We start from the raw sequence: 26822 nt of genomic DNA, 5'->3' as shown, positions 1-26822 counted from the left end.
AGGCGTGCGTTGAGCGCAGACATCAAGGCGACTGCGATTCCGTTGGCGGGGTACGTCTACCAGACACTGCAGGGTGTTGATGTCCTCTGCGATTGGCTCGATGCACCAGCCCAATACGCGAGGATTCGCTTCGAGTGCGACGATGACGAAGTCGCACCGCAGGGACTGGACGACGTGGTCGCGGAGCGGCGGGACGGTCGTGTCGACGTTACACAGGTCAAGTTCACGCCCTCGCCTGAGAAGTACGCCTTGGACTGGGATTGGCTGCTGACGAAGCCCGGCAAGGTTGGAGGCACCTCGCGCAGCCTTCTTCGAAAGTGGTTCGACGCCCTTGAAGCGATTGACCCGGGCCGCCTGGGCGACGTTTGCTTGATCACAAACCGCGTCCCTGACCTGGCGATGGAGACGTGCCTCGCCGGTGGCGCGTTCATTGCCTACAAGAAGGCATCTGCCGAGGTCCAAGCCCAGGTTGAGGCGGATCTCGGAGGCGAGGCGAGCGCACAGCGACTCTTCCAAGCCCTGAGCGTCCGCCACAGCGACAAGGGCTACACGTCGCTGGACCACCATGTCACCAGCCGACTGCGTAAACACTCAACGGTCGAGGGTATCGAGACGTTGAAGAACAGGGCGGTGCAGTGGGCCATCCAGAAGAAGCACCCGGCGCCGGAAGGCTGGATAACTTTCGAGATTCTGCAGACCACCCTGCGGGTTATCGCCCCAGAGCCACTGCCCGAAGACTTCGTCATTCCAACCGGGTATCGAGTGCCCGACGCAGCCTTTCATGCGGAGTTCGTCAATGCGCTCAGTGCGGTGCCAACGCAGCCGCTGGTGCTGACCGGACCGCCTGGCAGAGGCAAGAGCACGTACCTGAGCAGGGTCTGCGAGACCCTGGGAAAGCTTGGAATTCCGTTCGTCCGGCATCACTACTACTTGTCTTCGACGGATCGCACGGCTGACCGCTACTCCAGCTACGCGGTGGAGGAGGCCCTGCTAGCGCAAATCAAGAAGTTCCACACGGATACAGGGGCGCCGGATAGAGACCTGGCTAGGGCCCTGCTTGAGTGCGCGGCCCGCTACAAGGCTGAGGGGAAGCCGTTTGTAGTGGTCATAGACGGCTTGGACCATGTGTGGCGAACCCAGGGGCATGACAAGCGGCCGCTTGACCAGCTCTTCGACCAGCTGCTTCCCGCGCCTGAGAACCTGGTAATCGTGGTGGGCACTCAACCCGTCGATGACACTCAGCTCCCGAGCCGGCTGTTGGCTGCGGCGCCCAGAGCGACATGGCGTGAGCTGCCCGTAATGTCCGCCGATGCGGTGCTTCACTATCTGCGCAGGCAGGTTGACCATGGCCGACTAACCATTCAGGGTACGTCACCCCATGACGATGAGGAGCTCCAAGCAGCTGCGGCTGAGCTCCGCTCTCGTACTGGCGGCCACCCGCTGCACGTCATTTACGCAACCGAGGAGCTCGCTCGCTCGGGCCGGCACGTGTCCAGATGGAGTGTGGAGCAACTGTCCGGCGACCTGAGCCAAGACGCCACCACTTACTACGCCTCGCTTTGGCATGGTCTGAGCGCTAGTCAACGCGACGCCCTCAGGCTCATTTCCGGATTTCCGTACTTTTGGCCCAAGACGGCATTTGCGCAGATCGCTGCCCTGGCGGGAACTGCGCCGCCAGAAATCGGCGCTGTGGAGCACCTCTTGTACGCCTCGCCAGCGGGCCTGCGCGCCTTCCACGATAGCCTTGTAGTTTTCGTCAAGCAGACCGAGGACTTCGCAGCTCGGCTGGAAAAGCTGACAGGCCATGTTGAGACGTGGCTAGCTACAGCGGCTCCTGATGCCTTGCGCGTCAACTGGCTCTGGGCCGTGCGAGCCCAGCGAGGCAAGCCGGAGCAGCTCATTTCCGGTCTGCAGCGCGACTGGGTCGTCGAACGGCTGCAGGAGGGGTACCCGACGACGCTCTTTGAAGGTCTTCTGGCGAGCGCGGAGGAGCATGCGGTGCAGCTCGTACGCTATGCGGACGCCTATCGGCTGCGCCACCTGAAATACCGCCTCCTGAACAGCCTGTCCTATCAGTTGATGGATGAAGCGGCGGCGAGGCTAAGAGCATGCACTTGGACCCTTGCTCCCGACGACGGCGTGATTGACGAGGCCTTCGCCTCACGTCACGAGACTAGCGTTCTTGAAGTTGCTGCACTCGGGACGGCGCTCATGGAGCGCGGCAAAAATGCAGAGGCGGAAGTTTGCGGGCGCGAAGCCTGGCGAAGGGCGCTAGGGGAGAGCCGCTTTTCCACCCGCAACGACTCTCGTGTGAAGACGCTATATCTCACCAAATCGTTGGCACTGCTTCATGCCCTAGATCGCACTGCAGCCGAGACTGCCAAATGGGTCGACCGGCGGTGGGAGGAAATGGGGCGCAAGCTCTTCGAGGTCTACGCTGATCGCGGCGAGCTGCGGATGCTGGTACAGATTGCCGTCGCCCTGAAAGACCCGGACCTAAAAGTTCTTGGCTGCGAAGCCGCCGTCCGCTCAGCAGCCCTTGTTGGTGCGGACCTTTCTGCCTGGGCCGAGTTTGGCGCACTCTCGCATGGAGCACTGATTGGATGCTTGAGTGCACTTACCGGGCATGGCGGGGCGACTTGGCTCGGGGCGACAGACCTTCAATGGCATGAAGGCGGGTATGAGGAGAGTCGTGCTGCTTTGTGCGACCTTGCGCATGACTGGTTCTTTGGGGCGGCTCACGTCAAGCTTGCAGCTGTGGCGCCTGCCTCCCTGTTGAAAGCCCCCATCTTCAAAGATCGGGAGAACGTCTCCCAGTACCTGGACCACATGAGCGGTTTAGGCTGGAACGTTGCCAAGCGCTGGCGCGCAGGTGCGCCTGTGAAGTTTTCGCGCCTCTACGAGTCTTTCAGTGCCGTCCAGCCGTTCAGCTACTACGGCAGCTACGAGCTGAGCAGCGCTGCCAGGGACTTCAGACGCACGCTTCATGGCATCGCCATAGATATCCATCTGCTGAGCGTCCGGTTCGGTGGACCGCAGTTGGTGGAGGCTGACGACCTTAGCCACGCCATGGGGCAGGCTTGGTTTGACGTTGATGCCTTCAGGGAGCAGTACGTCTCGGGTCTGCCGAAGGTTCTTTCGGATGACGCTGCCGAGTTGTTCATCCGCAGCCAGATGGCTGGGTTCGACGCAGCCGTCGATGAAGAGACCGGCGTGCGCATGCTTGCCATGCTCGACCTGTGCGAGATGGGCATCCGCCATAAGCTGACCGCCCTGGCCTCTGAGCTTTGCCGCCGTACCTGGGAGCTGGTGCTCGGATACTCGCAGCGGAAGGACCCGGCGCTGTCCGAGCTGATGGACGCGCTTGAGTATCTGGCGGTGGTCGCGCCCGACGACACCCGACGCCTGCTGGCCGAGGTAGGCCCTCAAGTTCATCATGTGTTGTCGTACACAGATGGCAAGGGCACTCGGCATGTCCTCTATGAAGCTGATCGCTTGCTTGCAATGCTGCATCGCGAGGCGCTGGTGGAGAAGTACCGCGAGCACACAGAGAGCGGTGACTGGTATCACGCGGAAAACAGCCTGGAAGCCTATGTCGCGACCATGCCCGCGCAAACCGCGCTAGGGAATGCTCTTCTTCGCACTGGCCTTCACGCAGGCGCTGTTGATGCTCTAAAGGAGGCGGCTGATGGTGGAGATGCCCTTTCCGCCAGGTTGCTTGCGGAAGTCGTGATTCACAACGGGGCCGACGTTGGTCGAATCGCGGACACGGATCGCGGGAGCACGCCTACTCATTGGAAGCCGTTCCTGTCGGACGTGAAGACATATGGGGTCGATGACCTTCAGCGTCTGCTTGATGACTTGAAGAGTCACTACGGAGTTCGCGGCGACATCCTGCGGGAGTGGTATTTGCACTGGGAGGCCCAGGGGGAGGGCTCTCGGCTCATCCATGTGCTCGAGCCTCGGCTTTTGTCAGGCTCTGTGCGGGATGACGATCTGAGTGACCTGCTGGACTTGGCGTTTGAAACCAAGCTCAGGTTGGAAGGGAAGGCAGCCGCCTTCCCATACATTGTTCAGGCGCAGATGTTCCGGGGAGGTTGGTCCGGACCGATGATGGCCAGCCAAGAGCAGTCTCGACAGCGTCTGCAGCGAGCAGTCGCCACCTACAAGAGTCGCTGTGACGAGTTTTTCGTCAAGTCAGCATATAGCTGGCTCGGGCTCCCGAGAAAGGAGCGCGTGATTCCGAGCGACATCATGGTGTACTTCCTCGGGCTGCAGGGGCGTACGGCGGAGGCGGTTCAGTTCGCGCAAGCCATGGTTCAGGCCGTGCGCGATGACACCCGGACGCTGCAGCTCAAGGTGCCATCTTGGGTGCTCAAGCTCGCGGCGCCGAGCCCTGCTCCATGAACTTGGAGCTGGAGCTACTTTTCGTCAGGCTTCGCTGGCCTGTGGCGGCAACGCGCTGGTGGGTGATGCAGGAGCTGGCCACCCTGTTGGTCACACCCGGCGTTGCTGATGAGGTGCAGACCCGCCTGTTCAAGGAATTGCGCGGATGTCGGTTGGAGGCTGAGGCGCTGGAAGTTCTGAGCATCTTCTGGATGGCATTCCACAAAGGGTGGGCTGCGCCCCAAGAGCTTGGCGACGCCCTATCTCGGCCGTCCATGTTGGCAGACCGCTTGTTGGGTGACATGAAGGTCTCGTCTCAATCAGTCGCCACTCCACCACTGCACGTCGCACCAACCGACTTTGAGGTGCCAGAGGAGTTTGAGCGGCGCCAAGGCACGGATGTTCCCCGGATCCACTACTCCACCGTGAAGTGGATGGAAAAGAGGTTCGGGTTTCCTTTGGTGCGTCAAATGGCGTACGAGTGGGCGCGGTCGAAAGAGGCATATCCGGATGCCCCATTCCAGGGAGACTTGGCCCACTTTGCGCGGCCAACAGGTGGTGCGGGGTGCTTTGCAGATAGGACCTCGCTGCGAATGTTGACCGCCTTTATCAGAACCCTAGAGGTCGCGAAGGCGCTATGGCAGGCGCCGGCTCAACTGGCGTTTGGGGTTGTTCTTAGGGCGCTTCCTCTGGTTCCTACGCTTGCTTTCCTCAGGCCTGAGCGTCCGACCTGGTTGCCAGCGCTTGTTCCAGAGGCGGGGGCCGACGCCGATTCCATCAGTGGATTCATCGGGGGCGCTGACGCGGCTCTGAGAGCAATGGACCTGCAAGCAGCACTCATTGCGCTTGCGACACCCCTGCATGTCTCTGATCACGAGGTGACCGTGCTGACCGTCGTGCGCTGGAGGCGATGGGGTTCGAAGGACGTCGAACCGAGTGAGCTTTGGGAGCGGTACGCGTCTCGTCAGCATCGTGCGTACGGCGACTTCGACTCAGACGGGTGGGGCCTGCAGAGTTTGATATCAAGCTTGCCTCTTGAGGAGGTCATCGACGAAGAAGTCGATGCAGCGCCCATGGCAGCGCTTTTGGGCACAGAGGTCATCGGCTACCTTCAACGGGAGCTTTACCCAGAGCGACTCTATCTGCCGGTGGTGACGGGACAGGCGGACGACCTTGTCGCAGAGCCTTCAGGCGGAAAGCTTGCGATCAAGGCTGCGGACGTCGAGGTCGCCAGTCAGCAGTACTGGAACGCAGGGTGGTCGCCCGGTCATCCATCAGGTAGCAGCGGTCTCGTTGGCACTGCCTTGATTGGGCGAGCAGACTGGCCTCGAGGTGAAGACGAGGCGGCTCCCGATGGCCACTTCTACCTTTGGCGCTTGAGCAGGCTAAAACGGGAACACGGCTACGGTGACTACGAGGAAGAGGCACCGCTGTTTGGAATCATCGGGCTTTAGGACCGTTCGTTTTAAGCCAGAACGTTCCGTCTGGCACGCGCTCCTCGCTGGTGAGCGCCTTGACCTACTGAAGGGTGCCAGGCATGGACTGAGGGAAGGCCGACCGCCACTTAAGAGCGCGGTAGGCGCATGTTTCACGCCAAAACGAGGTTTGCCAGCACAGCAGGGTTTTCGGCGGGGCCGCGAATGGCAGCAACGGGTCGATCTGCGACGGTCGCGGGACGCGATGGCGGTCGCTCGACCAGCCCGAATGCAGGCGTCCGGCCCAAAGGCCGGTTCCGGGAATGAAGCAGCCGGCCAGGCCGTGCCGCATCGCTCGACCGCTTCAGGCAACAGCGGTCACTTGGAGCCCTGTCGTCCAACGACCGAGATCAGCCTGAAACGGCGATTCACCTCTCTCCACACCTTCGCGCCCCGAAAACAACGATGCTTTCACTCCTGCACCTCGAAAGCATGCAAATCGGTGCCAGACCCACGACCGATTCTGTTTTCAGGCTGTGGGATCATTTGGGCAATCAGGCCCCGTTTTGCGCAGCCGCCAAGGGCGGGGGTTACGCCTTAGGCTGGGTGGCGAAATCCTTGGGGTTCAGGCCCAAATCTTCCAGCTTTTTCGCGTACGAGTCCCGGCGTTTGGCTGCCTTTGCCGCTGTCTCGGAGGCGGCTTGTATGGCCTTGGGCCCTTTGTGGGCAGCCGCCTGGATCAGCCCAAACTTGTGGGCGGCCTCGGCCTCGGCCCGCTTGAACGTGGCGATGAGTTCAGCGTGGGCAACAGATGGATTCACAGCAACGCCCCGATCAATCGACGCCGTCATTCTTAAATTTTGACGCTGGCGCGAAGCAAGGCGTTTCTCAAATCGCGCGTGGCTTCTTTATGAACATCCACCTTTTGAACCGCCAGGTCGAACGAAGAGCCTGGCTTGATGCTGGTGGGCAGTATCTTTTTGGCTGGAAGCTTGGATGGGTAAGTCCCTTGACGTGGACACATGCGAACGGAAAACCCGAATTCTTCGAGCACGCCTTTCGCATACAACTCCACCAATTGTTGAAACGTCACGTAGGTTGAGCGTTTCACGTCTTTGCGTCCTGGTTGGCAGACGTCGCGAACGAGTTCGAATTTTCCATGTGAATCGCGCTGGGTATCGGTGAACGGATGTAGCAAGAAAGTCTGACGAACGCCATCCTTTTTGGACACCCGAATGTGCTCGACGGCGATATCGGTTAACAGCATGTTGTTTTTCCAGCTCCGAGAGCTGCAGGTTGCGTGACCGCATCAGCCGACACATCGCAGACAGCAGATTTTGGTTTCAAGAGACGTCAGCGGGAAGCCGAGTGCCCCTTGGGATGCGGGTTGATCGTGCGGGCAAAAATCACCCAGCGGGCGCGGACTTTAACTGAACGACCGTCAGTGGTCGATCCCGATGGCACGGCGATGGACCGCCTGGGGTCCCCAACTGCCTGCCGAGGGTGGTCCATTCAAAGCCCGTTGCCAGCCTGAAGCAGTCACCAACCCCCTCCTCACTTCCCCGCCCCTCTCCCCTCAAACACAAAATCCGGCAGCGCCAGCGTCGCCTCCGCCACATCCAGCAAGCGGCGGTTGTGGTCCATCGACGCTTTTTGCAGCGCGCGCAGCGCGGCGTCTTCGGTCAGGCCCAAGCGGGCCATGAGGGCGCCTTTGGCGCGTTCGATCACCTTGCGTTCGTTCAGGGCGCGGCGCGCGGTGTCCAGCTCGACCTCCATGCGGGCCAGGCGCTCGGACTGGGCTTGCAGCAGCTCGACCAAGGACGACACGCTGGGCTCTTGCGCCTGGGCTGCGCTGCTGGCCGCCACGGCCGCGGCGCTGGCGCCGCTGGCAGCCGCCAGGCCCGCCTCGCCCAAGCCGGCGGCGGGCAGGGTTTCGCCGGTTTGCAAGAAGCGCTCGACTGCGTGGGCGCGAGGCAGGGGTTTGTCGCGCAGTTGGCGCAGCAGGCCCTCGGAGTCCTGCAGGTCGCGTTCGGCGGCGGCCATCTGGGCCTGGCAGGCCTGGCGCAGGCAGGCGACCAGCTCGGTTTGCAGTTGCCACAGCTCGGCAATGCGCACGCTGGCCACCTCAAACCAGTCGTCGCTGAGGCTGCTGTCCAGCGCGGCTTCATGGCGCGCCATGCACAGGGTGCGGCGCAGGCGCTCCAGCAGGGCGACCTTGGGGGTCAGCTGCAGTTGCTGCCAGCGGGTGCGCAGGGCGGGCTCGGCAAATTCTTCAAACAGGTGCAGGCTGCGCTCTTGCGCCTCGATCAGCTGCACCACGCGCTGTTGCAGGGCCTCGGTGCACAGGCCCGAGGCATAAAGCTGGGCGCCCACGGCACGCTCCTGGCCGGCGGCCTCTTTGCCTTGCACCAGGTGCACAAAGGCGACCAGCAGGCGCGACACGTCGGGGTTGGGGGCCGCGTCGGCCAAATGAAAAATCAGCTCCACCAGGCCGGCAATGACGCGGCTGAAGGCGGCCACGGCGTCGCTGGCGCTGGGGGTTTGGCGCTCGATCTGGGCACGCAGTGCGGGCAACGCCTCCAGGTCCAGCAGCACCCAGGCCATCAGGGACAGCAGGCGGGTGGAGGCGCCCAGGGGCGGTTGCAGGTGGTGGGCAAACTGCTCGCGCAGCGCCGCCTCGACCGGCTCGGCCGCGGCGCTGGCGGCGCGGCGCTCGGCCACAAAACGCTGCCCGCCCGAGGCCAGAAACCCGCTGCTGGCGCCGCGCTCGCGTTGCAACGCGTCGATCAGCTGGCCGGTCACGTCGACCAGGTCAACCCGACCCGCCAGGTGGCGCAGGGCCTCGATCTCCAGTTGCTTGGCGCGCAGAACCAGTTGAGAGACGGACAGTGGCATGGCTTGATCGGGGTCGGTGGTGTAGTTCGCAGACCAAGCACCTTCCGTACCCTGCCAGCTGGCGGCCCAGCTCATGCCCGGGCCCTCATGGCGCGCTGACCAGCACGCGTTCACCGTCCAGGCGCACCGGGTAGGCGCGCACCGAGTATTCCGGGGCTTCCAGGCACTCACCGCTGCGCAGGTCAAAGTGGTGCTTGTAAAGCGGTGAGGCTACCACGGTGCGGTCGGCCAGGTTGCCCACCAGACCGCGCGAATTGACGCTGGCGCGGGACTTGGGGTCGACGTTGTCGATGGCAAAGTACTGCGCCTCGCCCACGCGGAAGATGGCCACATGGTGCGCCCCCACGCGGGCGCACACGCCGGTGTTGGGCAGGATGTCGTCCACGGTGCAGACGGCTGTCCAGTGCGGGGTGTCGATGTCGGTGCTCATGTTCAGTTTCTCCAGGACAGGGGCCTCAGGCCAGGCTGCGTTGGGCATCGGCGGGGGCGCTCAGCGGGGCCGCGGCGGCGCGTTCTTCGGGGCGGGCCGGGCGGATCTGGCCGCGCTCTTCGACAAACACGATGTGCTCGTCGGCGCGGTCGCTGTTCACAAAAGACCGGAAGCGCTGGCGCACCTCGGGCGTGGTGACGGCGGTCTTCCACTCGCACTGGTAGGTGTCGACCACCTGCTGCATCTGGCTTTCCAGCTCGGCGCACAGGCCCAGGCTGTCGCGCAGGATGACGTCTTGCAAATAGGCCAGGCCACCTTCCAGGTTCTCGCGCCAGGTGCTGGTGCGTTGCAGGCGGTCGGCGGTGCGCACATAAAACATCAGCACGCAGTCGATCAGGCGGATCAGCTCGGCCTGGCTCAGGTCGGACGCGAACAGCTCGGCGTGGCGCGGCTTCATGCCGCCGTTGCCACACACGTACAGGTTCCAGCCCTTGTCGGTGGCGATGACGCCAATGTCCTTGCCTTGGGCTTCGGCGCATTCGCGGGTGCAGCCCGAGACGCCAAACTTGATCTTGTGCGGCGCGCGCAGGCCCTTGTAGCGGTTCTCCAGCAGCACGGCCAGGCCCACGCTGTCGCCCACGCCATAGCGGCACCAGGTCGACCCGACGCAGCTCTTCACGGTGCGCAGCGATTTGCCGTAGGCGTGGCCCGACTCAAAGCCGGCGGCGATCAGCTCCTCCCAGATGGCGGGCAGTTGCTCGACGCGGGCACCAAACAGGTCGACGCGTTGGCCGCCGGTGATCTTGGTGTACAGGCCGTACTTCTTGGCCACCTGGCCGACCGCGATCAGGCCGTCGGGCGTGACCTCACCCGCAGGCATGCGCGGCACCACCGAGTAGGAGCCGTCTTTCTGGATGTTGCCCAGGTAGTAGTCGTTGCTGTCTTGCAGGCTGGCCAGGTCTTTCTTGAGCACAAACTCGTTCCAGCACGAGGCCAGGATGCTGGCCGCCGCTGGCTTGCAGATGTCGCAACCCAGGCCCTGGCCATGGCGCGCCAGCAGCTCGTCAAAGCTGCGGATCTGGCCGACACGGATCAGGTGGTAGAGCTCTTGGCGCGAGTACGCAAAGTGCTCGCACAGGTGGTTGTTGACGCTCAGGCCCTGCTTCTTCATCTCGGCCTTCATGACCTGGGTGACCAGGGGCACACAGCCACCGCAGGTGGCACCGGCCTTGGTGCAGGCCTTCAAGGCCGCGATGGAGGTGGCGCCGTCGCAGACGGCCTGGCAGATCTGGCCTTTGCTGACGTTGTTGCACGAGCAGATCTGGGCGCTGTCGGGCAGCGCGTCCACGCCCAGCGTGGGCTTGGCCTGGCCGTCGCTGGACGGCAGGATCAAGAACTCCGGCTGGGCCGGCAGCTCGATGGCGTTGAGCGCCATTTGCAGCAGGCTGCCGTACTCGGCCGCGTCCCCCACCAGCACGGCGCCCAACAGGCGCTTGCCGTCTTCGCTGACCACGATCTTCTTGTAGACCTGCTTGATCTCGTCACAGTACTGAAAGCTGCGGCTGCCCGGCGTTTTGCCATGCGCATCGCCCAGGCTGGCCACGTCCACCCCCATCAGCTTGAGCTTGGTGCTCATGTCGGCGCCCACAAAAGCGGCGTCGTCCTGGCCCACGATGTGGCGCGCGGTGACGCGGGCCATCTCGTAGCCTGGGGCCACCAGGCCAAAGGTCTGGCCGTTCCAGGCGGCGCATTCGCCAATCGCGTAGATGTCGGGGTCGCTGGTGCGGCAGGCGCTGTCGATGGTGATGCCGCCGCGCGGGCCCATGGCCAGGCCGCTGGCTCGGGCCAGTTCGTCGCGCGGGCGGATGCCGGCGGAGAACACGATCATGTCCGCCTCCAGCGTGCTGCCATCGGCAAACACCATGCGGTGGCGGGCGTCGGTGCCGTCCACGATCTCGAGGGTGTTCTTTTGGGTGTGCACCTGCAGGCCCAGGTCTTCAATCTTCTGGCGCAGCACGCGGCCACCGCCCTCGTCCACCTGCACCGCCATCAGGCGCGGGGCAAACTCGACCACATGGGTCTGCAGGCCCAGGTCGCGCAAGGCCTTGGCGCATTCCAGGCCCAGCAGGCCGCCGCCCACCACCACGCCACTCCTGGCGCGTGCGCCGCAGGCGGTCATGGCCTCCAGGTCTTCGATGGTGCGGTAGACAAAGCAGTCGGCGCGGTCGTGGCCCGGCACGGCGGGCACAAAGGGGTTGGAGCCGGTGGCCAGCACCAGCTTGTCGTAGGGCAAGACCTCGCCCGCCGCGGTGGTCACGGTGTGGGCCACGCGGTCGATGGCCACGGCCCGCGAGGCCAGGCGCAGGGTGTAGCCGGTGCGCTCAAAAAAGCCCGGCTCGACCAGGCTCAGGTCTTCGGCCGTCTTGCCGGCAAAAAACTCGGACAGGTGCACCCGGTCGTAAGCGGGGCGAACCTCTTCGCCCAAGACGGTGATCTGGGCCCCGGAGACGCCGGCGTCTGCCAAGCTTTCCAGGAACTTGTGGCCGACCATGCCATGACCCACAACGACGATTTTCATAAGCACCTCTGAGGCGTTCAGGCGCCGCGATCCCTTGCCATGACGGGATTGCTTCGCCTGGGCAGGTGGGCGTGTCAAACGCTCACACCCGCCTGGGTTGAAGAAATCTAAGAAAAATGGACCTCCGAAGCAGCCCTGGCTGAGCCAAGACCGATGGGGGCGCCATGCTTCTCCGCCGTCGTTAGCGGAAACCGGGTGCGAACGCGTGGGCGACAATACCTGCGGGCACGGCAGGCTTGATGCAAGCTCCGTGCCTGTCTGAAAGCAGCCTGCGCGCCACCCAAAGCACCAAATCGCAGCAGGCTGCGCCAAGTTGGTGCCCAGGCACGGCGCTGCGGCGCGCAGGACGCGGGCAGGGTCGGCGCCAGGGGGGGCAGGCCCCGTTTTTAAAAATTCGCTTGACCTGTGCGCCCAACGGACTAAAACCCAGGGTAAGCGGCTTCTTCAGGTCGCTTGCAACGAGGCTTGCCATGAAAACCAAGCGTTTCTGGGACGAAGAAATCAGGGTCTGGGCACGCCAGTGCCTGTCGGACCTGCTGACCCTGGTTTTGTTTGTGGCCGGGTTCATGACCCTGACCCTGCCGGTGGTGGTGCCGGGGGTGCTGATGTGGTGGTTTCAGCTGGTCACGGGTCGACCCTGACGGCGCCCGCACCGGGTGCGGAGCACCGCCACCCCTGCGGCTGAAGCCACCCTGACAAGCCTTGACCGTGGCCACCTCCAGCCTGCCAACGGCGCGGCCGATCCGGCGGGCGCGCGGCCGCCCTTGCAGGCCCGCCCCGGTGCTGGCCGCAGCGCGCCGGGCTGGCGAGTCAGACCGTCAGGCCGGTGAAAGGAAGGGCGGAATCTGTCTTTTCCAGTCAACAAGGGCCCCCTCCTGGCGACCTAAATCAAGCAACACAAGCTTATTTCTTAAAAATTGCTAGGTGTTTTTGGATTCCGCGCATTTAATGCATGAGTGCAATTCAATTTGCACAGGCTTGCGGTGATTGGCCAGGTTTTCGTCTGAAATGTGCGTTTTTCGGGACTCCATCGCTTTCTCTATGTATTTTTAGGAGTCCCAAAATGGGCAACAAACTCTACGTCGGCAACCTGCCGTACCAAGTTCGTGACAACGACCTCGAACAAGCTTTCAGCGAATTCGGCAGCGTCACCAGCGCCAAGGTCATGATGGAACGTGACACCGGCCGCTCCAAGGGTTTCGGCTTTGTCGAAATGGGCAGCGATGCTGAAGCTCAAGCCGCCATCAACGGCATGAACGGTCAGTCCATGGGTGGCCGCAGCGTCACCGTGAACGAAGCCAAGCCGATGGAACCCCGTCCCCCGCGCAGCGGTGGCGGCTTCGGCGGCGGCGGCGGTTACGGCGGTGGCCGTAGCGGTGGTGGCGGCGGCGGCTACGGCGGTGGCCGCAGCGGCGGCGGCGGCTACGGCGGCGGCAGCAGCTACTGAATCGAATCCCCGTCGGTCTGATGTCCCTCAGCGCACTGTGATTTAAAAACCACAACTGCCCGCTGCGACACCAGCCCACAGATTCAAAAAAAGCCCCTCTCGAGGGGCTTTTTTGCGTCTGAAGCGGCCCCCAAATACGCTCAACCCGCACTCAATTAAGGTGCAGCAGCACAAAGCCACACCGACCCAACGCCGGCGCATCAAACCCAACGGCAAAGCAGCAGCAGGGGCTTGCGATCTCCTGCACAATCCGCCGTTGGCTTGCCAGTGCCCACTCGGGCGCCCGGCCAGGATGCCAGACAGCCAACCGGGTATGTGATCAATGTGGATCGTCAATATTGCGCTGCGCCGCCCCTACACGTTCATCGTGATGGCCTTGCTGATCGTGCTGGCCACGCCACTGACGCTGATGCGCATGGCGACGGACATCTTTCCGGAGATCAACATCCCGGTCATCAGCATCATCTGGAACTACGGCGGTTTGTCGGCCCAGGAGGTGGGCGCCCGCATCACCAACGTCAATGAACGCTCGCTGACCACCACGGTCAACGACATCGAACACATCGAGTCACAGTCCCTGGCGGGGATCGCGGTGGTCAAGGTGTTCTTCCAGCCCAACGCCAACATCCAGACCGCACTGGCCCAGGTGACGTCGTCCGTGCAGGCGGTGGTGCGCCAGATGCCGCCGGGCATCACGCCCCCCTTGGTGATCAAATACTCGGCGTCCAGCCTCCCGGTGATCCAGCTCGGCCTGTCCAGCCCCAGCATGTCCGAGCAGGGGCTGTTTGATGCGGCCGTCAACTTTTTGCGCCCCCGCTTGATCACCATCCCGGGCGCGGCGGTGCCCTTCCCTTATGGCGGCAAGAACCGGCTGGTGTCGGTGGACCTGGACACCAAGGCGCTGCAGGCCAAGGGCCTGACGCCCAGCGACGTGATCACCGCCATCAACGCACAAAACCTGATCCTGCCCGGGGGCACCGCCAAGCTCGGCGAGACCGAGTACACGGTGTCCATGAACGGCTCGCCCGACACCCTGCAGGGGCTGGCCAGCCTGCCGGTGCGCACCAGCAACGGCAACGCGATCTTGCTCAGTGACGTGGCCAATGTGCGCGACGGCTTCTCGCCGCAGACCAACGTGGCGCGCCAGGACGGCAGCCGGGGCGTGCTGCTGTCGGTGCTGAAGAACGGCAATGCGTCGACGCTGGAGATCGTCGACAAGTTGCGCAGCCTGCTGCCCTCGGTGGCCCAGACCCTGCCCGCCGACCTGAAGATCACGCCGCTGTTTGACCAGTCGCTGTTCGTCAAGGCGGCCGTCTCGGGCGTGGTGCACGAGGCACTGATCGCCGCCTGCCTGACGGCCGCGATGATCCTGCTGTTCCTGGGCAACTGGCGCAGCACCTGCATCATTGCGGTGTCGATCCCGCTGTCGGTGCTGGCCTCGATCCTGGCCTTGTACGCGCTGGGCGAGACCATCAACCTCATGACCCTGGGCGGACTGGCGCTGGCGGTGGGCATCCTGGTGGACGACGCCACGGTGACCATCGAAAACATCGAACGCCACCTGCACCTGGGCACGCCGCTGGAGCAGGCCATCCTGGACGGCGCAGGCGAGATCGCCGTGCCGGCGTTTGTCTCCACCCTGTGCATCTGCATCGTGTTTGTGCCGATGTTTTTCCTGAGCGGGGTGGCGCGCTTTCTGTTCGTGCCGCTGGCCGAAGCGGTGGTGTTTGCCATGCTGGCGTCGTATGTGCTGTCGCGCACCTTGGTGCCGACCCTGGTCATGCTGCTGATGCGCAACGCCCCGGTGCCCGACGACAGCCGCCCAGGCCCGCTGCGCCGCATCTACCTGGGTTTTGACGCCGCGTTTGAGCGCCTGCGCGGCGGCTATGTGGTGGTCCTGAGCGCACTGCTGCCGCGCCGCCGCAGCTTCATCGTGCTGTTCATGCTGTTCTGTGTGGCGTCTTGCGGCCTGTACGGCACGCTGGGCCGGGACTTCTTCCCGACCGTGGACGCGGGGCTGATCCGCCTGCACTTCCGCGCGCCGACGGGCACCCGCATCGAAGAAACCGCGCGCCTGGCCGACCGCATCGAGGCCGCCGTGCGCCAGGTGGTACCGCCCGAAGAGCTGGAAACCATCCTCGACAACCTGGGCCTGCCCTACAGCGGCATCAACCTGTCGTACAGCAACGCGGGCACGATCGGCACGCTGGACGGCGAAGTGCAGATCGCGCTGAAAAAAGGCCACGCCCCCACCGAAGACTATGTGCGCCGCCTGCGCGCCGAGCTGCCGCCGCAGTTCCCGGGGGTGGAGATCTTCTTCCAGCCAGCCGACATCATCACGCAGATCCTCAACTTCGGACAGCCCGCCGCCATCGACGTGCAGTTTGCGGGCCCCAATGTGGCCGAGAACTACCGCCTGGCCAGTCTGCTGCAAGCCAAGGTGCGGCAGATCGATGGCGCCGTGGATGTGCACATCCAGCAGCGCATCAACCAGCCGACCAAAAAGCTCGACATCGACCGCACCCAGCTGCAGCAACTGGGCCTGAACGCCAACAACGTGGCGCAGAACCTGTTGGTGTCGCTGTCGGGCAGCTTCCAGACCGCGCCGGCCTTCTGGCTCAACCCCAGCAACGGGGTGGTCTACACGGTGGCGGTGCAGACGCCGCAGTACAACGTGGACTCGCTGGACAGCCTGTTGCAGATCCCGGTGGCCCCCCCCAGCAGCAATGCGGCCAGCGCGGCCCCGGCCACCCCGCAGCTGATGGGCAACCTGGTCACCGTGCGTCCGGCGCGCGAGCAGACCGTGGTCTCGCGCTACAACGTGCAGCCCGTGGTGGACCTGTATGTCAGCGTCGACGGGCGCGACCTGGGCAGCGTCGCCAGCGAAGTGCAAAAAGCCATCGACAGCCTGAAGGACCAACTGCCCCGGGGCACCCAGGTCAAGATGCGCGGCCAGGTGGAGACCATGCAGTCTTCGTATGTCGGCCTGGGCGTGGGCCTGTTGGGCGCCATCGTGCTGGTGTACCTGCTGATCGTGGTCAACTTCCAGTCGTGGATCGACCCGCTGATCATCATCACCGCCCTGCCCGCCGCGCTGGCCGGCATCGCGTGGATGCTGTTCCTGACCGGCACCACCCTCAGCGTGCCGGCCCTGACCGGCGCCATCATGACCATGGGCGTGGCCACCGCGAACAGCATCTTGATGATCTCGTTCGCGCGCGAACGCCTGCTGGACGGGGCCGCCCCGCTGTCGGCCGCGCTCGAAGCCGGCACCACCCGCCTGCGCCCGGTGCTGATGACGGCCCTGGCCATGATCATCGGCATGCTGCCCATGGCCATCGGCCTGGGTGAAGGCGGCGAACAGAACGCGCCCCTGGGCCGCGCCACGATTGGTGGCCTGCTGTTCGCCACCGTGTCGACCCTCTTTTTTGTGCCGGTGGTGTTTGCCGGCGTGCACCGCTGGCTGGAACGCCGCGCGACCCGTCGCACCCCGCCCAACACCGCACGCCCCCCGCACTCCAGCTTAGGAAACGCCTGACATGAGCCACGCGCAGCGACACTCTTCCATCGGAATCCATGGCCTGCACCTGCACGAGGGCGCGCACCAGATCCACCGCCTGCGGCTGTTGCGCCGAGCCAAGTGGGGCGCCCTGATCGCCCTGCTGGTGCTGGGCGCCGGGGCTGGCGCGGTGATGTTCGAGCGCGCGGCCCAGGCGCGCACGCTCAGCGCCGCCACCCAGGCCAATGCCAAGGTGCATGTGTTTGTGGTGTCGCCGCGGCCTGGCCGGGGTCAGCAGCAGATCCAGCTGCCCGGCACGCTGCAGGGCTACATGGAAACCCCGCTGTACGCGCGCGTCAGCGGCTATGTGCAACGCTGGCACAAGGACATTGGCGACCGCGTGCAAAAAGGCGACTTGCTGGCCGAGATCGCCACCGGCGAGATCGAACAACAACTGGCCGAGGCCCGCGCAACGCGCCAGCAAGCCCAGTCCAACCTGCAACTGGCCCGCACCAGCTTTGAACGCTGGCAGGGCCTGCGCCAGCGCGACGCGGTGTCACAGCAAGAACTCGACGAGCGCCAGAACACCCTGAAACTGGTGCAGGCCAACGTGGCCGCCACCGAGGCCAATGTGCAGCGACTGGAGCAACTGCTGTCCTACGGCCGCATCGTGGCGCCGTTTGCGGGCGTCATCACCAAGCGCAACATCGACGTCGGCAGCCTGGTGGACGCGGGCAATGGCGGCGCGCCCAAGCTGCTGTTCACGCTGTCCCAGGTCAACCCGCTGCGCCTGTACGTGGCGGCGCCGCAAAGCGCGGCCCCGCGCATCCAGGTGGGCAACGAGGCCCAGGTCACGCTGGCCGAGCTGCCAGGCCAGACCTTCACCGGCAAGGTGGTGCGCACGGCCGGCGCCATCGACCCGGCCACCCGCACCCTGCAGGTGGAGATTCAGCTGCCCAACCCCGACGGCAAACTGCTGCCTGGCTCCTACGTGCAAGTCGCGCTGCAGACCAATGCCGCCGACAAGCCCACGCTGACCGTGCCCAACAACGCGCTGCTGTTCCGCCCCGAGGGCACGGTGGTGGCGGTGGTGCGCGACGGCAAGGTGAACCTGCAAAAGGTCACCCTGGGCCGTGACCTGGGCGTGCGCATCGAGATCCTCAAGGGCCTGCAGGCCAGCGACAAGCTGATCGTCAACCCACCCGACTCGCTGGCCGAGGGCGACCCGGTCGAGGCCAACGACCTGCCGGACCCCAAACCCGCAGACAACAAGGGCGGTGACAAAAAAGCGGGTGATGCCAAAGCCGCAGATGCCAAGCCCGGTGACGCCAAAGCCGCAGATGCCAAAAAAGGCGACGGCCCACCCGCCGCGCCCCAGGGCAACGACGGCAAGCAGGCCGCCCGGAGCACCCCGTGAGCGCCGCCCGCGTCTGTCGCCCGCTGACCCCGCTGGGCTGGGCACTGGCCCTGGGTGGCCTGCTGCTGACGGGCTGTTCGGCGGTGGGCCCCGACTACCAACGCCCCTCGGTGGCCACCCCGGCCCAATGGCAGACCGAGCCCGGCTGGCAAAGCGGCCAGCCGCGCGACACCGAAGCCAAAGGCGACTGGTGGACGGTCTACGGGGACCCGCAGCTCAATGCCCTGATGGCGCTGGCCCTGACCCAGAACAACACCTTGGCGCTGGCCCAGTCGCGCCTGGACCAGGCCCGCGCCCAGACCAACGCGGCGCTGGGCGCGCGGCTGCCGCGCGTCGGGCTGCAAGGCGCCACCTCGCGCTACCAGACCTCGGCCAACCGCCCCCTGACCAGCTACACCAGCACCAACAGCTCGGTGCAACAGAACGACTACAACCTGGCCCTGACGGTCAGCTACGAGGTCGACCTGGCCGGCCGGGTGCGCCGCCAGCTTGAAGGCGTGCGCGCCAGCGAAGCCCAGTCCCAGGCCGACTTTGAGAACACCCGCCTGCTGCTGGGCGCCCAACTGGCCAGCAGCTACCTGGCCTTGCGCGGCCTGGACGCCGAGATCGAGGTGCTGCAGCAAACCCTGCGCGCTCAGCGCAAGACGCTGGACTTCGTCACCGCCCGCCATGAGCTGGGCAGCGCCTCGGGCATCGACCTGGGGCAGCAGCAAGGCCTGCTGGCCGGCACCGAGGCCCAGCTGCAGTCGCTGCGCGACACCCGCGCGCGCTTTGAACACGCGCTGGCCACGCTGACCGGCCAGCCCGCCCCCAGCTTCAAGCTGCCGCCCAGCAGCGCCTTGCCACCGCCACCGCTGGTCGCGCTGGGTCAACCGGCCGACCTGTTGGAACGCCGCCCCGACATCGCCAGCGCCGAACGCGCCATGGCGGCAGCCAATGCCCAAATCGGCGTGGCCAGCAGCGCTTACTTTCCAAGCCTGACGCTGTCGAGCCTGTATGGCAACGACAGCGGGCGCCTGGCCCAGTTGTTCACGGGCCCCAGCCTGCTGTGGTCGCTGGGGTTGAGCGCCACCCAGACCCTGTTTGACGGGGGCCGCACCCAGGCCGCGGTCAACGTGGCCCAGGCCAGCCACCAGCAGGCCAGCGCCCAATACCGGCAGGTGGTTTTGGTGGCTTTCCAGGAGGTGCAAGACGGCCTCAGCACCCAGGCCGCGCTGCGCGAATCCTCGCGCGCCCTGCAACAAGCGGTGGCGGCGGCCGAGAAAGTGCTGAGCCTGTCCCAGGCGCGCTACCAGGCCGGGGCCTCCAGCCTGCTGGAAGTCGTGCTGGCCCAGCAAACCCTGCTGGGCTACCAGCGCCAGGAGGTGCAAAACCGCAGCCAGCAGTTGCTGACCTCGGTGCAGCTGATCAAGGCGCTGGGCGGTGGCTGGCAAGTGGAGCCCGGCACCGCCCTGGCCGCCCAGACGCCACGCGCCACGCCCTGACCGCGCGGCCAGCCCGCCCCCACCCGACCGCCCCGAACCGCCCAGCCAGCGCGCCCGGCCTGGCCGACCCAGCGCAGCCGGGCACAATACCGCTCCTCCTGCCGATCCGCACCTTTGTCTGCCCGCCATGGCCCGCCTCCAATTTGAATTGCCCGACCACTTCCTGTTCTCGACCGAGATGCAGATCTACATCAGCCACGTCAACCAGGGCGGCCACCTCGACAACGCCCAGTTGCTGACGCTGGTGTCCGAGGCACGGGTGCGCTTTTTTCAGTGGCTGGGCTACCGCGAAGCCGGGGTCGAGGGCCTGTCCATCGTGGTCGGCGACATCGTGGCGCAGTACAAGTCGGAGGGCTTTCACGGCGAAACCATGTGCGTCGAGATGCTGCCGCAGGACTTCAACCGCTACGGCTTTGACCTGGTGTTCCGCATGACCGACCGGGCCAGCGGCCGCGAGGTGGCCCGCGGCAAGATCGGCGTGGTGTTCGTCGGCAAGCAGGACAAGAAAGTGGCCCTGGTGCCCGAGGCCTTCCGCGCCCGCCTGGCCGCCGCCGTCCCGACGGCCTGAAACGGCCCGCCGTGCCGCGCCCATCGCAAAGCGGCGGCAAAAAACAGCAAAGTTGACGCACGTCGCCGGGCAGCCCGGCGCCGGGGGTGGAGAAACGCCGTCTTGAACAGATGTGCCGAATATAATCAGCCGCCCCGCCCGCACCGAGCGGCCCGGCCCGCTTGGCGGATGCCGCAGCCTGGCGCGCAGCGGCCCCGCCTCCTTACCTTCACCGAACGGGACCCCGAGTCGATCTCCGCCATGATGCTGCCGCTGCGCCCTTGCCTGACGTCATGGCCCGCTGCCGCCTGTGGCGTCCTCAGGGTGCGGTGGGCAGACCGCTTTTGAGCGCCGAGCCCATGAGCGCCGCGCCCGCCCTCGCGCCCACCTTGGGTCCCCCGACCCGCAGCCCAGCGGCCCTGACACACCGTGAATAACTCCTCTCCGGCGTCCCTGTTGAACCGAAGCGCCTCGCGCCAAAGCGGGCGTGTCGGCCTGTGGCCCCTGTTGATCGGCCTGGCGTTTGTCGCCCTGTGGCTGGTCACCCTGGGCAGCCGTGCCCTGATCTCACCCGACGAAGGCCGCTACGCCATGCTGTCGCTGGCCATGCTGCAAAGCGGCGACTGGATCACGCCACGCCTGAACGGCCTGCTGTATTTTGAAAAGCCACCGCTGCAGTACTGGGGCGGCGCACTGGCCATGGCGCTGCTCGGTGTCAGCGAGTTCAGCGCCCGCCTGTGGCCTGGCCTGGCCGGGCTGCTGACCGTGGGCCTGTTGGGCCACACCGCCCACCGCCTGTGGGGCGCACGCACCGGCGTGCTGGCCTTGCTGGGTGGCGCCGGCACCAGCTGGATCTTGATCAACAGCCATTTCTTGTCGCTGGATGCGGGGCTGTGCGGCGCTCTGACGTTGGCCATGTGTGGCTTTTTGCTGGCCCAGCACGCGCAGGCCCAGGGCCAGTCGCGCAGCGGCTGGATGCTGGCGGCCTGGGTGGGACTGGCCGCCGCCGTGCTCAGCAAAGGCCTGGTCGGCCTGCTGATTCCTGGCGCGGTGCTGGTGCTGCACAGCCTGTGGCGACTGGACTTTGCGATCTGGCGCGCCATGCGCTGGTGGGCCGGGCTGGCCTTGTTCGCGGCCCTGACGGTGCCCTGGTTCTGGGCTGTGTCGGCCCGCAACCCGGACTTTGCCTGGTTCTTTTTTGTGCACGAGCACTTCGACCGCTACCTCAGCCCGGTGCACAACCGCGAAGGCCCGCCCTGGTACTTCATCCCCTTCCTGCTGCTGGGCTTCATGCCCTGGACCGGCGCGCTGCCCTGGCTGATGAAGGTGCGCCGCAGTGACTTTGCCGAGGGCTTTTTGCTGGTTTGGGCGCTGTTCGTGATGCTGTTCTTCAGCGCCTCCAGCTCCAAACTGCCGTCCTACATCCTGCCCATGTTCCCGGCCCTGGTGCTGTTGCTGGCCCGCCGACTGGAACAGGCCTCGGTGCGCGCCCTGCGCTGGCACCTGCTGGTGCCGGTGCTGGCCTGGTCGGGTGGTCTGGCGGTGTGGCTGCTGGCCGAGCAACTGGTGGCCAAGGACAGCAGCCCAGCGATTGCGCGCGCCATGCTCGACGGCATCGGCCTGGCCAGTGCCCTGTTCCTGCTGGCCAGCGCACTGACCTGGTGGCTGCTGCAGCGCCAGCGCAAGCTGGCCGCCGTGGCCGTGCTGGCGCTGGCCAACAGCGCTTGCGTGCTGATCGGCCTGCAGGCGCACAACGGCTACGGCCTGCAAAAGAGCAGTGCCGAGTTGGTGCAGGCGATTCCACAGGCCCGCAACCCGGCAGTGCCCGTGTTTTCGCTGCGCAGCTACGACCAGACCCTGCCCTTCTACCTGCGCCGCCCGGTGACGCTGGTGGACTTCCAGGGCGAATTCGAGTTTGGCCAGACCCGTGAACCCGCGCTGTGGGTGCCCACGCTGGAGGGCTTTGTGCCGCGCTGGCAGGCCGCCCCCGAAGCCGTGGCCTACATGGAGCGCCCGACCCTGGCCGCCCTCCAGGCGCTGGGGCTGACCCCGCGCATCGTGTTCCAGGACGAGCGCCGCGTGGTGATCGCCAAACCCTGAAGCCCCCAGCCCATGAAACTCACTGACTTCCTGTTTGTCCTGGCCGGCGTGCTGCTCAATGCGGGTGCCCAGCTGCTGCTCAAATCGGGCGCCAACGCGGTGGGCCCCATCCAGGGCCTGGAGGGCCTGCGCGGCGTGGCCCTGACGCTGGCCTTCCACCCGGGCATCCTGGGCGGGCTGTTTTGCTATGTGCTGAGCGTGGTGCTGTGGATCGTGGCCCTGTCGCGCGTCGATGTCAGCATTGCCTACCCCATGCTGTCGATTGGCTATGTGGTCAATGCGCTGCTGGCCGCGGCCCTGCTGGGCGAGGCGATTTCGGCCCAACGCTGGGCCGGCATGGCCGTGATCCTGCTGGGCGTGGCTATCATCGCCCGCAGCTGAGGCGCTTTGCCCCTGACCTGAACCCTCTTTTCGACCGGACCGCACCGTGCAGCCTTTCCTGCCCTTTACCCGCCCCTCCATTGACGAAGCCACCATCGAGGCCGTGGCCGCCGTGCTGCGCTCGGGCTGGCTGACCACCGGCCCGCGCTGCCAGGAGCTGGAAGCCGCGCTGTCGGCCCGCTTTGGCGGCCGCCCGGTGCGCCTGGCCAGTTCGGCCACCGCGACGCTGGAGCTGGGCCTGCGCCTGGCCGGGGTCGGCCCGGGCGACGAAGTCATCACCACCCCGCTGACCTGGGTGGCCACGGGCAACGTGATCCTGCAGGTCGGTGCCACGCCGGTGCTGGTGGACATTGACCCGGTGACGCGCAACATCGACCTCGACCGAATCGAGGCCGCCATCACCCCGCGCACCAAGGCCTTGCTGCCGGTCGACCTCGCCGGTCTGCCGGTGGACCGGGTGCGCCTGTATGAGATTGCGCAGCGCCACCAGCTGCGCGTGATCGAGGACGCGGCCCAGTCGCTGGGGGCCACCTGGGCCGGGCAGGAGATTGGCCTGGGCGGCGACCTGGTGTCGTTCAGCTTCCACGCCAACAAGAACATGACCACCGCCGAGGGCGGCTGCCTGGTGATGAACAACGAAGACGAGGCGCGCCGCTTCGAGCGCCTGCGCCTGCAGGGCGTGGTGCGCTTCCCCGATGGCAGCGCCGACGTCGAAGAACTGGGTGGCAAGAGCAACCTCACCGACGTGGCGGCCGCCATCGGCCTGGGCCAGCTCAAGCAGGTGGACGACTTCAACCAGCGCCGGGTGGCGCTGGCGCGGCGCTACTTTGAGCTGATCCCGCGCGACCTGGGGCTGGAACTGCCGCTGGCCGACTTCGAGAACAGCAACTGGCACATGTTCCAGCCGCTGCTGCCGCGAGGGGTGGTGCGGGCCGACTTCCTGGCCCGCATGCGCGAGCACGGCATTGGCGTGGGCGTGCACTACCCGGCCATGCATTTGTTCACGCTGTACCGTCAGATGGGTCACTTTGAAGGCCAATTCCCACACGCGGAAGACGTCGGACAGCGCACCATCACCCTGCCTTTGTTCCCCGCCATGAACGACACTGACGTGGACCGCGTGTGCACGGCGCTGCGTGCCGTCCTGACCTGAACCCGATTGGTGATCTGCCCTTGAACTCCGAGTCCAACCCCTCCCTGACCCACCCGGCCCCCCTGCCCGCCAGCGCCCCCGGCGGCCCTGTGCTGAGCGTGGTGATCCCGGTCTACAACGAGGAAGACGGCCTGGCCGCGCTGTTCGACCGCCTCTACCCGGCGCTCGACGCCCTGGGCCTGCGCTACGAGGTCATCTTCATCAACGACGGCAGCCGTGACCGCTCGCCCGGCATCCTAGCCGAGCAGTTCAAGCGCCGCCCCGATGTGACACGGGTCATCCTGTTCAACGGCAATTTCGGCCAGCACCGCGCCATCCTGGCGGGCTTTGCGCACTGCCGTGGCGAGCGCATCGTGACGCTGGACGCCGACCTGCAGAACCCGCCCGAAGACATCGCCACCCTGCTGGCCAAGATGGACGAAGGCCACGACTACGTGGGCTCGATCCGCCGCATGCGCCAAGACGCGGCCTGGCGACGCTGGGCCAGCAAGGCCATGAACGGCCTGCGCGCCAAACTGACGCGCATCAATATCACCGACCAGGGCTGCATGCTGCGCGCCTACAGCCGCGACATCGTGTCCCTGATCAACCAGTGCGGCGAGATGAACACCTTCATCCCGGCACTGGCTTACCAGTTCGCGCGCAACCCCGCCGAGGTGGTGGTGGGCCACGAAGAACGCTTTGCAGGCGAGTCCAAATACTCGCTGTACAGCCTGATCCGACTCAACTTTGACTTGGTCACCAGCTTTTCGGTGGTGCCCCTGCAGTGGTTCTCACTGCTGGGCATGGCGATTTCCGCCGGCGCCGGATTGCTGGTGTTACTACTACTGGGCCGTCGCTTGATCATCGGACCCGAAGAAGGTGGCTTGTTCACCCTGTTTGCCATCGCGTTCTTCCTGATTGGCCTGGCGCTGTTCGGCATCGGCCTGATCGGTGAGTACGTGGGCCGCATCTACAGCGAAGTGCGGCAGCGCCCGCGCTACGTGATCAGCACCGTGCTGGAGCAACGCGAGTGAGCGACCGTTCCCCCAGCGTGCCCGGCGCCGCGGCCCGCCCCAGCGCCATCGTCTTCGCGTACCACAACGTGGGCGTGCGCCTGCTCAAGGTGCTGATCGATGGCGGCGTCGACGTCAAGCTGGTGGTGACCCACGCCGACAACCCCCACGAGACCATCTGGTTCGGCAGCGTGGCCCAGGTGGCGGCCGAACACGGCCTGCCCTGCATCACGCCCGACAGCGCCGAGGCGCCCGAGCTGCTGGCCCAGGCCCAGCAGGCGGCGCCTGATTTTCTGTTCTCGTTCTACTACCGCTACATGCTGGGCCAGCCGCTGCTGGACCTGCCGCGCCGCGGCGCCTTCAACCTGCACGGCTCGCTGCTGCCGCGCTACCGCGGCCGCGCCCCGGTCAACTGGGCGGTGGTGCACGGGCAACGTGAGATCGGGGCCAGCCTGCATGTCATGAACATCAAGCCGGACCACGGCGCGCTGATCGACCAGCAGGCGGTCCCCATCCTCAGCAACGACACCGCGCGCGAGGTGTTTGACAAGGTCACGCTGGCCGCCGAACTGGTGTTGGCCCGCAGCCTGCCTGGCCTGCTCGACGGCAGTGCGCCCCACCACCCGCAACAGCACATTGCGGGTCAGTACTTTGGCCGCCGCACGCCTGAGGACGGGCGCATCCCCGCGCACGCCAGCGCCTGGCAAATCCACAACCTGGTGCGTGGCGTGGCACCGCCCGACTACCCCGGCGCGTTCTTCGATGCCGGGGGTCAACGGGTGCAAATTGACCGCACCTTCTGGGCCGGCCCGCCGGGCCCGGCCGGTGCCGTGCCCCCGCCTGCGTCCGGGGCTGGTCGCTTCCAGCTGGGTCTGCAAGGGCAGACCCTGGTGATCACTGGCGCCGATGGCCAGCGCCTGCCGGTGTTGGCCGCCCGCCTGCAAGGGATGCCGCTCGATGCGGCGCGCCTGCAACAGCTTTTTGGCCCCCAGCCGGTGCTGGTGGCCGACTGATTCAAACCCATTCAACAGATACAGGACCAAACCGTGAAAAACGTGCTCATCCTTGGCGTCAACGGCTTCATCGGCCACCACCTGACCCGCAGCATCATCGAGAACACCGACTGGCACATCTACGGCATGGACATGCACTCCGAGCGCGTGCAGCCCTGGATGGACCACCCCCGCTTCCACTTCTTTGAAGGTGACATCACCATCAACAAGGAATGGATCGAATACCACGTCCGCAAGTGCGACGTGGTGCTGCCACTGGTGGCCATCGCCACCCCGGCCACCTACGTCAGCGACCCGCTGCGCGTGTTTGAACTCGACTTTGAAGCCAACCTCGAGATCGTGCGCCACTGCGTCAAGTACAAGAAGCGCATCGTGTTCCCGAGCACCAGCGAGGTCTACGGCATGTGCGAGGACGACGAGTTCGACCCCGAAGCCTCCAACCTGGTCTACGGCCCGATCAACAAGCCGCGCTGGATCTACGCCTGCTCCAAGCAACTGCTGGACCGCGTGATCCACGCCTACGGCCAGCAACACGGCCTGGACTACACCCTGTTCCGCCCCTTCAACTGGATCGGCCCGGGCCTGGACAACCTGCACACGGCCAAGGAAGGCTCAAGCCGCGTGATCACCCAGTTCCTGGGCCACATCGTGCGCGGCGAGCCGATCAAGCTGGTCGACGGTGGCGCCCAGCGCCGCTGCTTCACCGACATCGACGACGGCATCCGCGCCCTGATGCTGATCCTGGCCAACGAAGGCGGCTGCGCCACGCGCCACATCTACAACATCGGCAACCCGAGCAACGACCTGTCGGTGCGCGACCTGGTGACCGAGATGTTGAACCTGGCCGCCCAGTACCCCGAGTACCGTGAACACGCCGCCAAGGTGCAAGTGGTGGAAACCACCTCCAAGGACTACTACGGCCAGGGCTACCAGGACGTGAGCCGCCGCGTGCCCAAGATCGCCAACACCCAGCAAGAGCTGGGCTGGGCCCCGCAAGTGACCATGCAGCAGGCGCTGAGCCGCCTGTTCGAGCACTACAAGGACCAGCTCGACAGCGCCCGCGGCCTGATCAACTGAAGCCG

General features: G+C 65.6%; 19 protein-coding genes. 14 read left to right on the top strand and 5 right to left on the bottom strand.

Translation table 11 applies throughout. From position 1 onward, the window contains the following. The first annotated feature begins 9 nt into the window (after positions 1–9). Both PSQ40_RS15210 and PSQ40_RS15205 read left to right on the top strand, forming a co-directional pair. Complete coding sequence (locus tag PSQ40_RS15210) at positions 10–4407, top strand: ATP-binding protein (RefSeq protein ID WP_273952583.1); 4398 nt, start codon at positions 10–12, stop codon at positions 4405–4407. After that, positions 4404–5840: a hypothetical protein gene (locus PSQ40_RS15205; protein WP_273952581.1), complete on the top strand. Its 1437-nt coding sequence runs from the start codon at positions 4404–4406 to the stop codon at positions 5838–5840. Before PSQ40_RS15210 ends, PSQ40_RS15205 begins: the two co-directional genes overlap by 4 nt. Before the next feature lie 551 nt (positions 5841–6391). On the opposite strand, the gene PSQ40_RS15200 is transcribed toward PSQ40_RS15205, so the two are convergent. The 5 genes from PSQ40_RS15200 to nirB form a co-directional block, all read right to left on the bottom strand. Continuing rightward, positions 6392–6652, bottom strand: coding sequence for a hypothetical protein (locus PSQ40_RS15200; RefSeq protein ID WP_337961835.1), 261 nt, complete (start codon positions 6650–6652; stop codon positions 6392–6394). 2 nt (positions 6653–6654) lie between these two features. After that, complete coding sequence (locus tag PSQ40_RS15195) at positions 6655–7068, bottom strand: hypothetical protein (RefSeq protein ID WP_273952579.1); 414 nt, start codon at positions 7066–7068, stop codon at positions 6655–6657. A 287-nt stretch (positions 7069–7355) separates the two neighbouring features. Next, positions 7356–8696: a nitrate- and nitrite sensing domain-containing protein gene (locus PSQ40_RS15190; protein WP_273952577.1), complete on the bottom strand. Its 1341-nt coding sequence runs from the start codon at positions 8694–8696 to the stop codon at positions 7356–7358. An 85-nt stretch (positions 8697–8781) separates the two neighbouring features. Beyond that, positions 8782–9126, bottom strand: a complete 345-nt coding sequence (gene nirD / locus PSQ40_RS15185; RefSeq protein WP_273952575.1) for a nitrite reductase small subunit NirD — start codon at positions 9124–9126, stop codon at positions 8782–8784. A 25-nt stretch (positions 9127–9151) separates the two neighbouring features. Then, on the bottom strand, positions 9152–11704 hold the full coding sequence (gene nirB, locus PSQ40_RS15180) for a nitrite reductase large subunit NirB (RefSeq protein ID WP_273952573.1): 2553 nt from the start codon (positions 11702–11704) through the stop codon (positions 9152–9154). Between the two features lie 470 nt (positions 11705–12174). Here nirB and PSQ40_RS15175 point away from each other — a divergent pair, with 470 nt between their 5' ends. From PSQ40_RS15175 to PSQ40_RS15120, 12 genes are all read left to right on the top strand, one after another. After that, positions 12175–12345 (top strand): hypothetical protein, encoded by a 171-nt coding sequence (locus PSQ40_RS15175; RefSeq protein ID WP_273952571.1) that lies wholly within the window; start codon positions 12175–12177, stop codon positions 12343–12345. Positions 12346–12767: 422 nt separating this feature from the next. Further along, positions 12768–13151: an RNA recognition motif domain-containing protein gene (locus PSQ40_RS15170; RefSeq protein WP_273952568.1), complete on the top strand. Its 384-nt coding sequence runs from the start codon at positions 12768–12770 to the stop codon at positions 13149–13151. Between the two features lie 322 nt (positions 13152–13473). Further along, positions 13474–16689, top strand: coding sequence for an efflux RND transporter permease subunit (locus PSQ40_RS15165; protein WP_273952566.1), 3216 nt, complete (start codon positions 13474–13476; stop codon positions 16687–16689). 1 nt (position 16690) lies between these two features. After that, positions 16691–18067, top strand: coding sequence for an efflux RND transporter periplasmic adaptor subunit (locus PSQ40_RS15160; protein WP_273952563.1), 1377 nt, complete (start codon positions 16691–16693; stop codon positions 18065–18067). Next, on the top strand, positions 18064–19551 hold the full coding sequence (locus PSQ40_RS15155) for an efflux transporter outer membrane subunit (RefSeq protein ID WP_273952561.1): 1488 nt from the start codon (positions 18064–18066) through the stop codon (positions 19549–19551). The genes PSQ40_RS15160 and PSQ40_RS15155 overlap by 4 nt, the downstream gene beginning before the upstream one ends. A 127-nt stretch (positions 19552–19678) precedes the next feature. Next, on the top strand, positions 19679–20119 hold the full coding sequence (locus PSQ40_RS15150; protein ID WP_273952559.1) for an acyl-CoA thioesterase: 441 nt from the start codon (positions 19679–19681) through the stop codon (positions 20117–20119). 408 nt (positions 20120–20527) lie between these two features. Next, a complete protein-coding gene (locus tag PSQ40_RS15145; protein WP_273952558.1) occupies positions 20528–22198 on the top strand; it encodes a glycosyltransferase family 39 protein in 1671 nt (556 codons plus the stop codon). A gap of 12 nt (positions 22199–22210) precedes the next feature. Then, positions 22211–22579, top strand: coding sequence for an SMR family transporter (locus tag PSQ40_RS15140; RefSeq protein ID WP_273952556.1), 369 nt, complete (start codon positions 22211–22213; stop codon positions 22577–22579). A 46-nt stretch (positions 22580–22625) separates the two neighbouring features. After that, positions 22626–23732, top strand: coding sequence for a DegT/DnrJ/EryC1/StrS family aminotransferase (locus PSQ40_RS15135; RefSeq protein ID WP_273952554.1), 1107 nt, complete (start codon positions 22626–22628; stop codon positions 23730–23732). Positions 23733–23794: 62 nt separating this feature from the next. Beyond that, positions 23795–24748 carry a glycosyltransferase gene (locus PSQ40_RS15130; protein ID WP_409338603.1) on the top strand — a complete coding sequence of 318 codons (954 nt, stop codon included), beginning with the start codon at positions 23795–23797 and terminating at the stop codon, positions 24746–24748. Further along, the gene (locus PSQ40_RS15125) at positions 24745–25740 is read left to right on the top strand and encodes a formyltransferase (protein ID WP_273952552.1); all 996 of its coding nucleotides are present in this window, start codon (positions 24745–24747) and stop codon (positions 25738–25740) included. Before PSQ40_RS15130 ends, PSQ40_RS15125 begins: the two co-directional genes overlap by 4 nt. 33 nt (positions 25741–25773) lie before the next feature. Next, positions 25774–26817 (top strand): bifunctional UDP-4-keto-pentose/UDP-xylose synthase, encoded by a 1044-nt coding sequence (locus PSQ40_RS15120; protein ID WP_273952550.1) that lies wholly within the window; start codon positions 25774–25776, stop codon positions 26815–26817. Positions 26818–26822: the final 5 nt, after the last annotated feature.

The organism is Curvibacter cyanobacteriorum (assembly GCF_028649475.1).
GTDB lineage: Bacteria > Pseudomonadota > Gammaproteobacteria > Burkholderiales > Burkholderiaceae_C > Curvibacter > Curvibacter cyanobacteriorum.
Note: the sequence above shows the minus strand (reverse complement) of the source record. Positions and strands in the feature narration are given on the sequence as shown.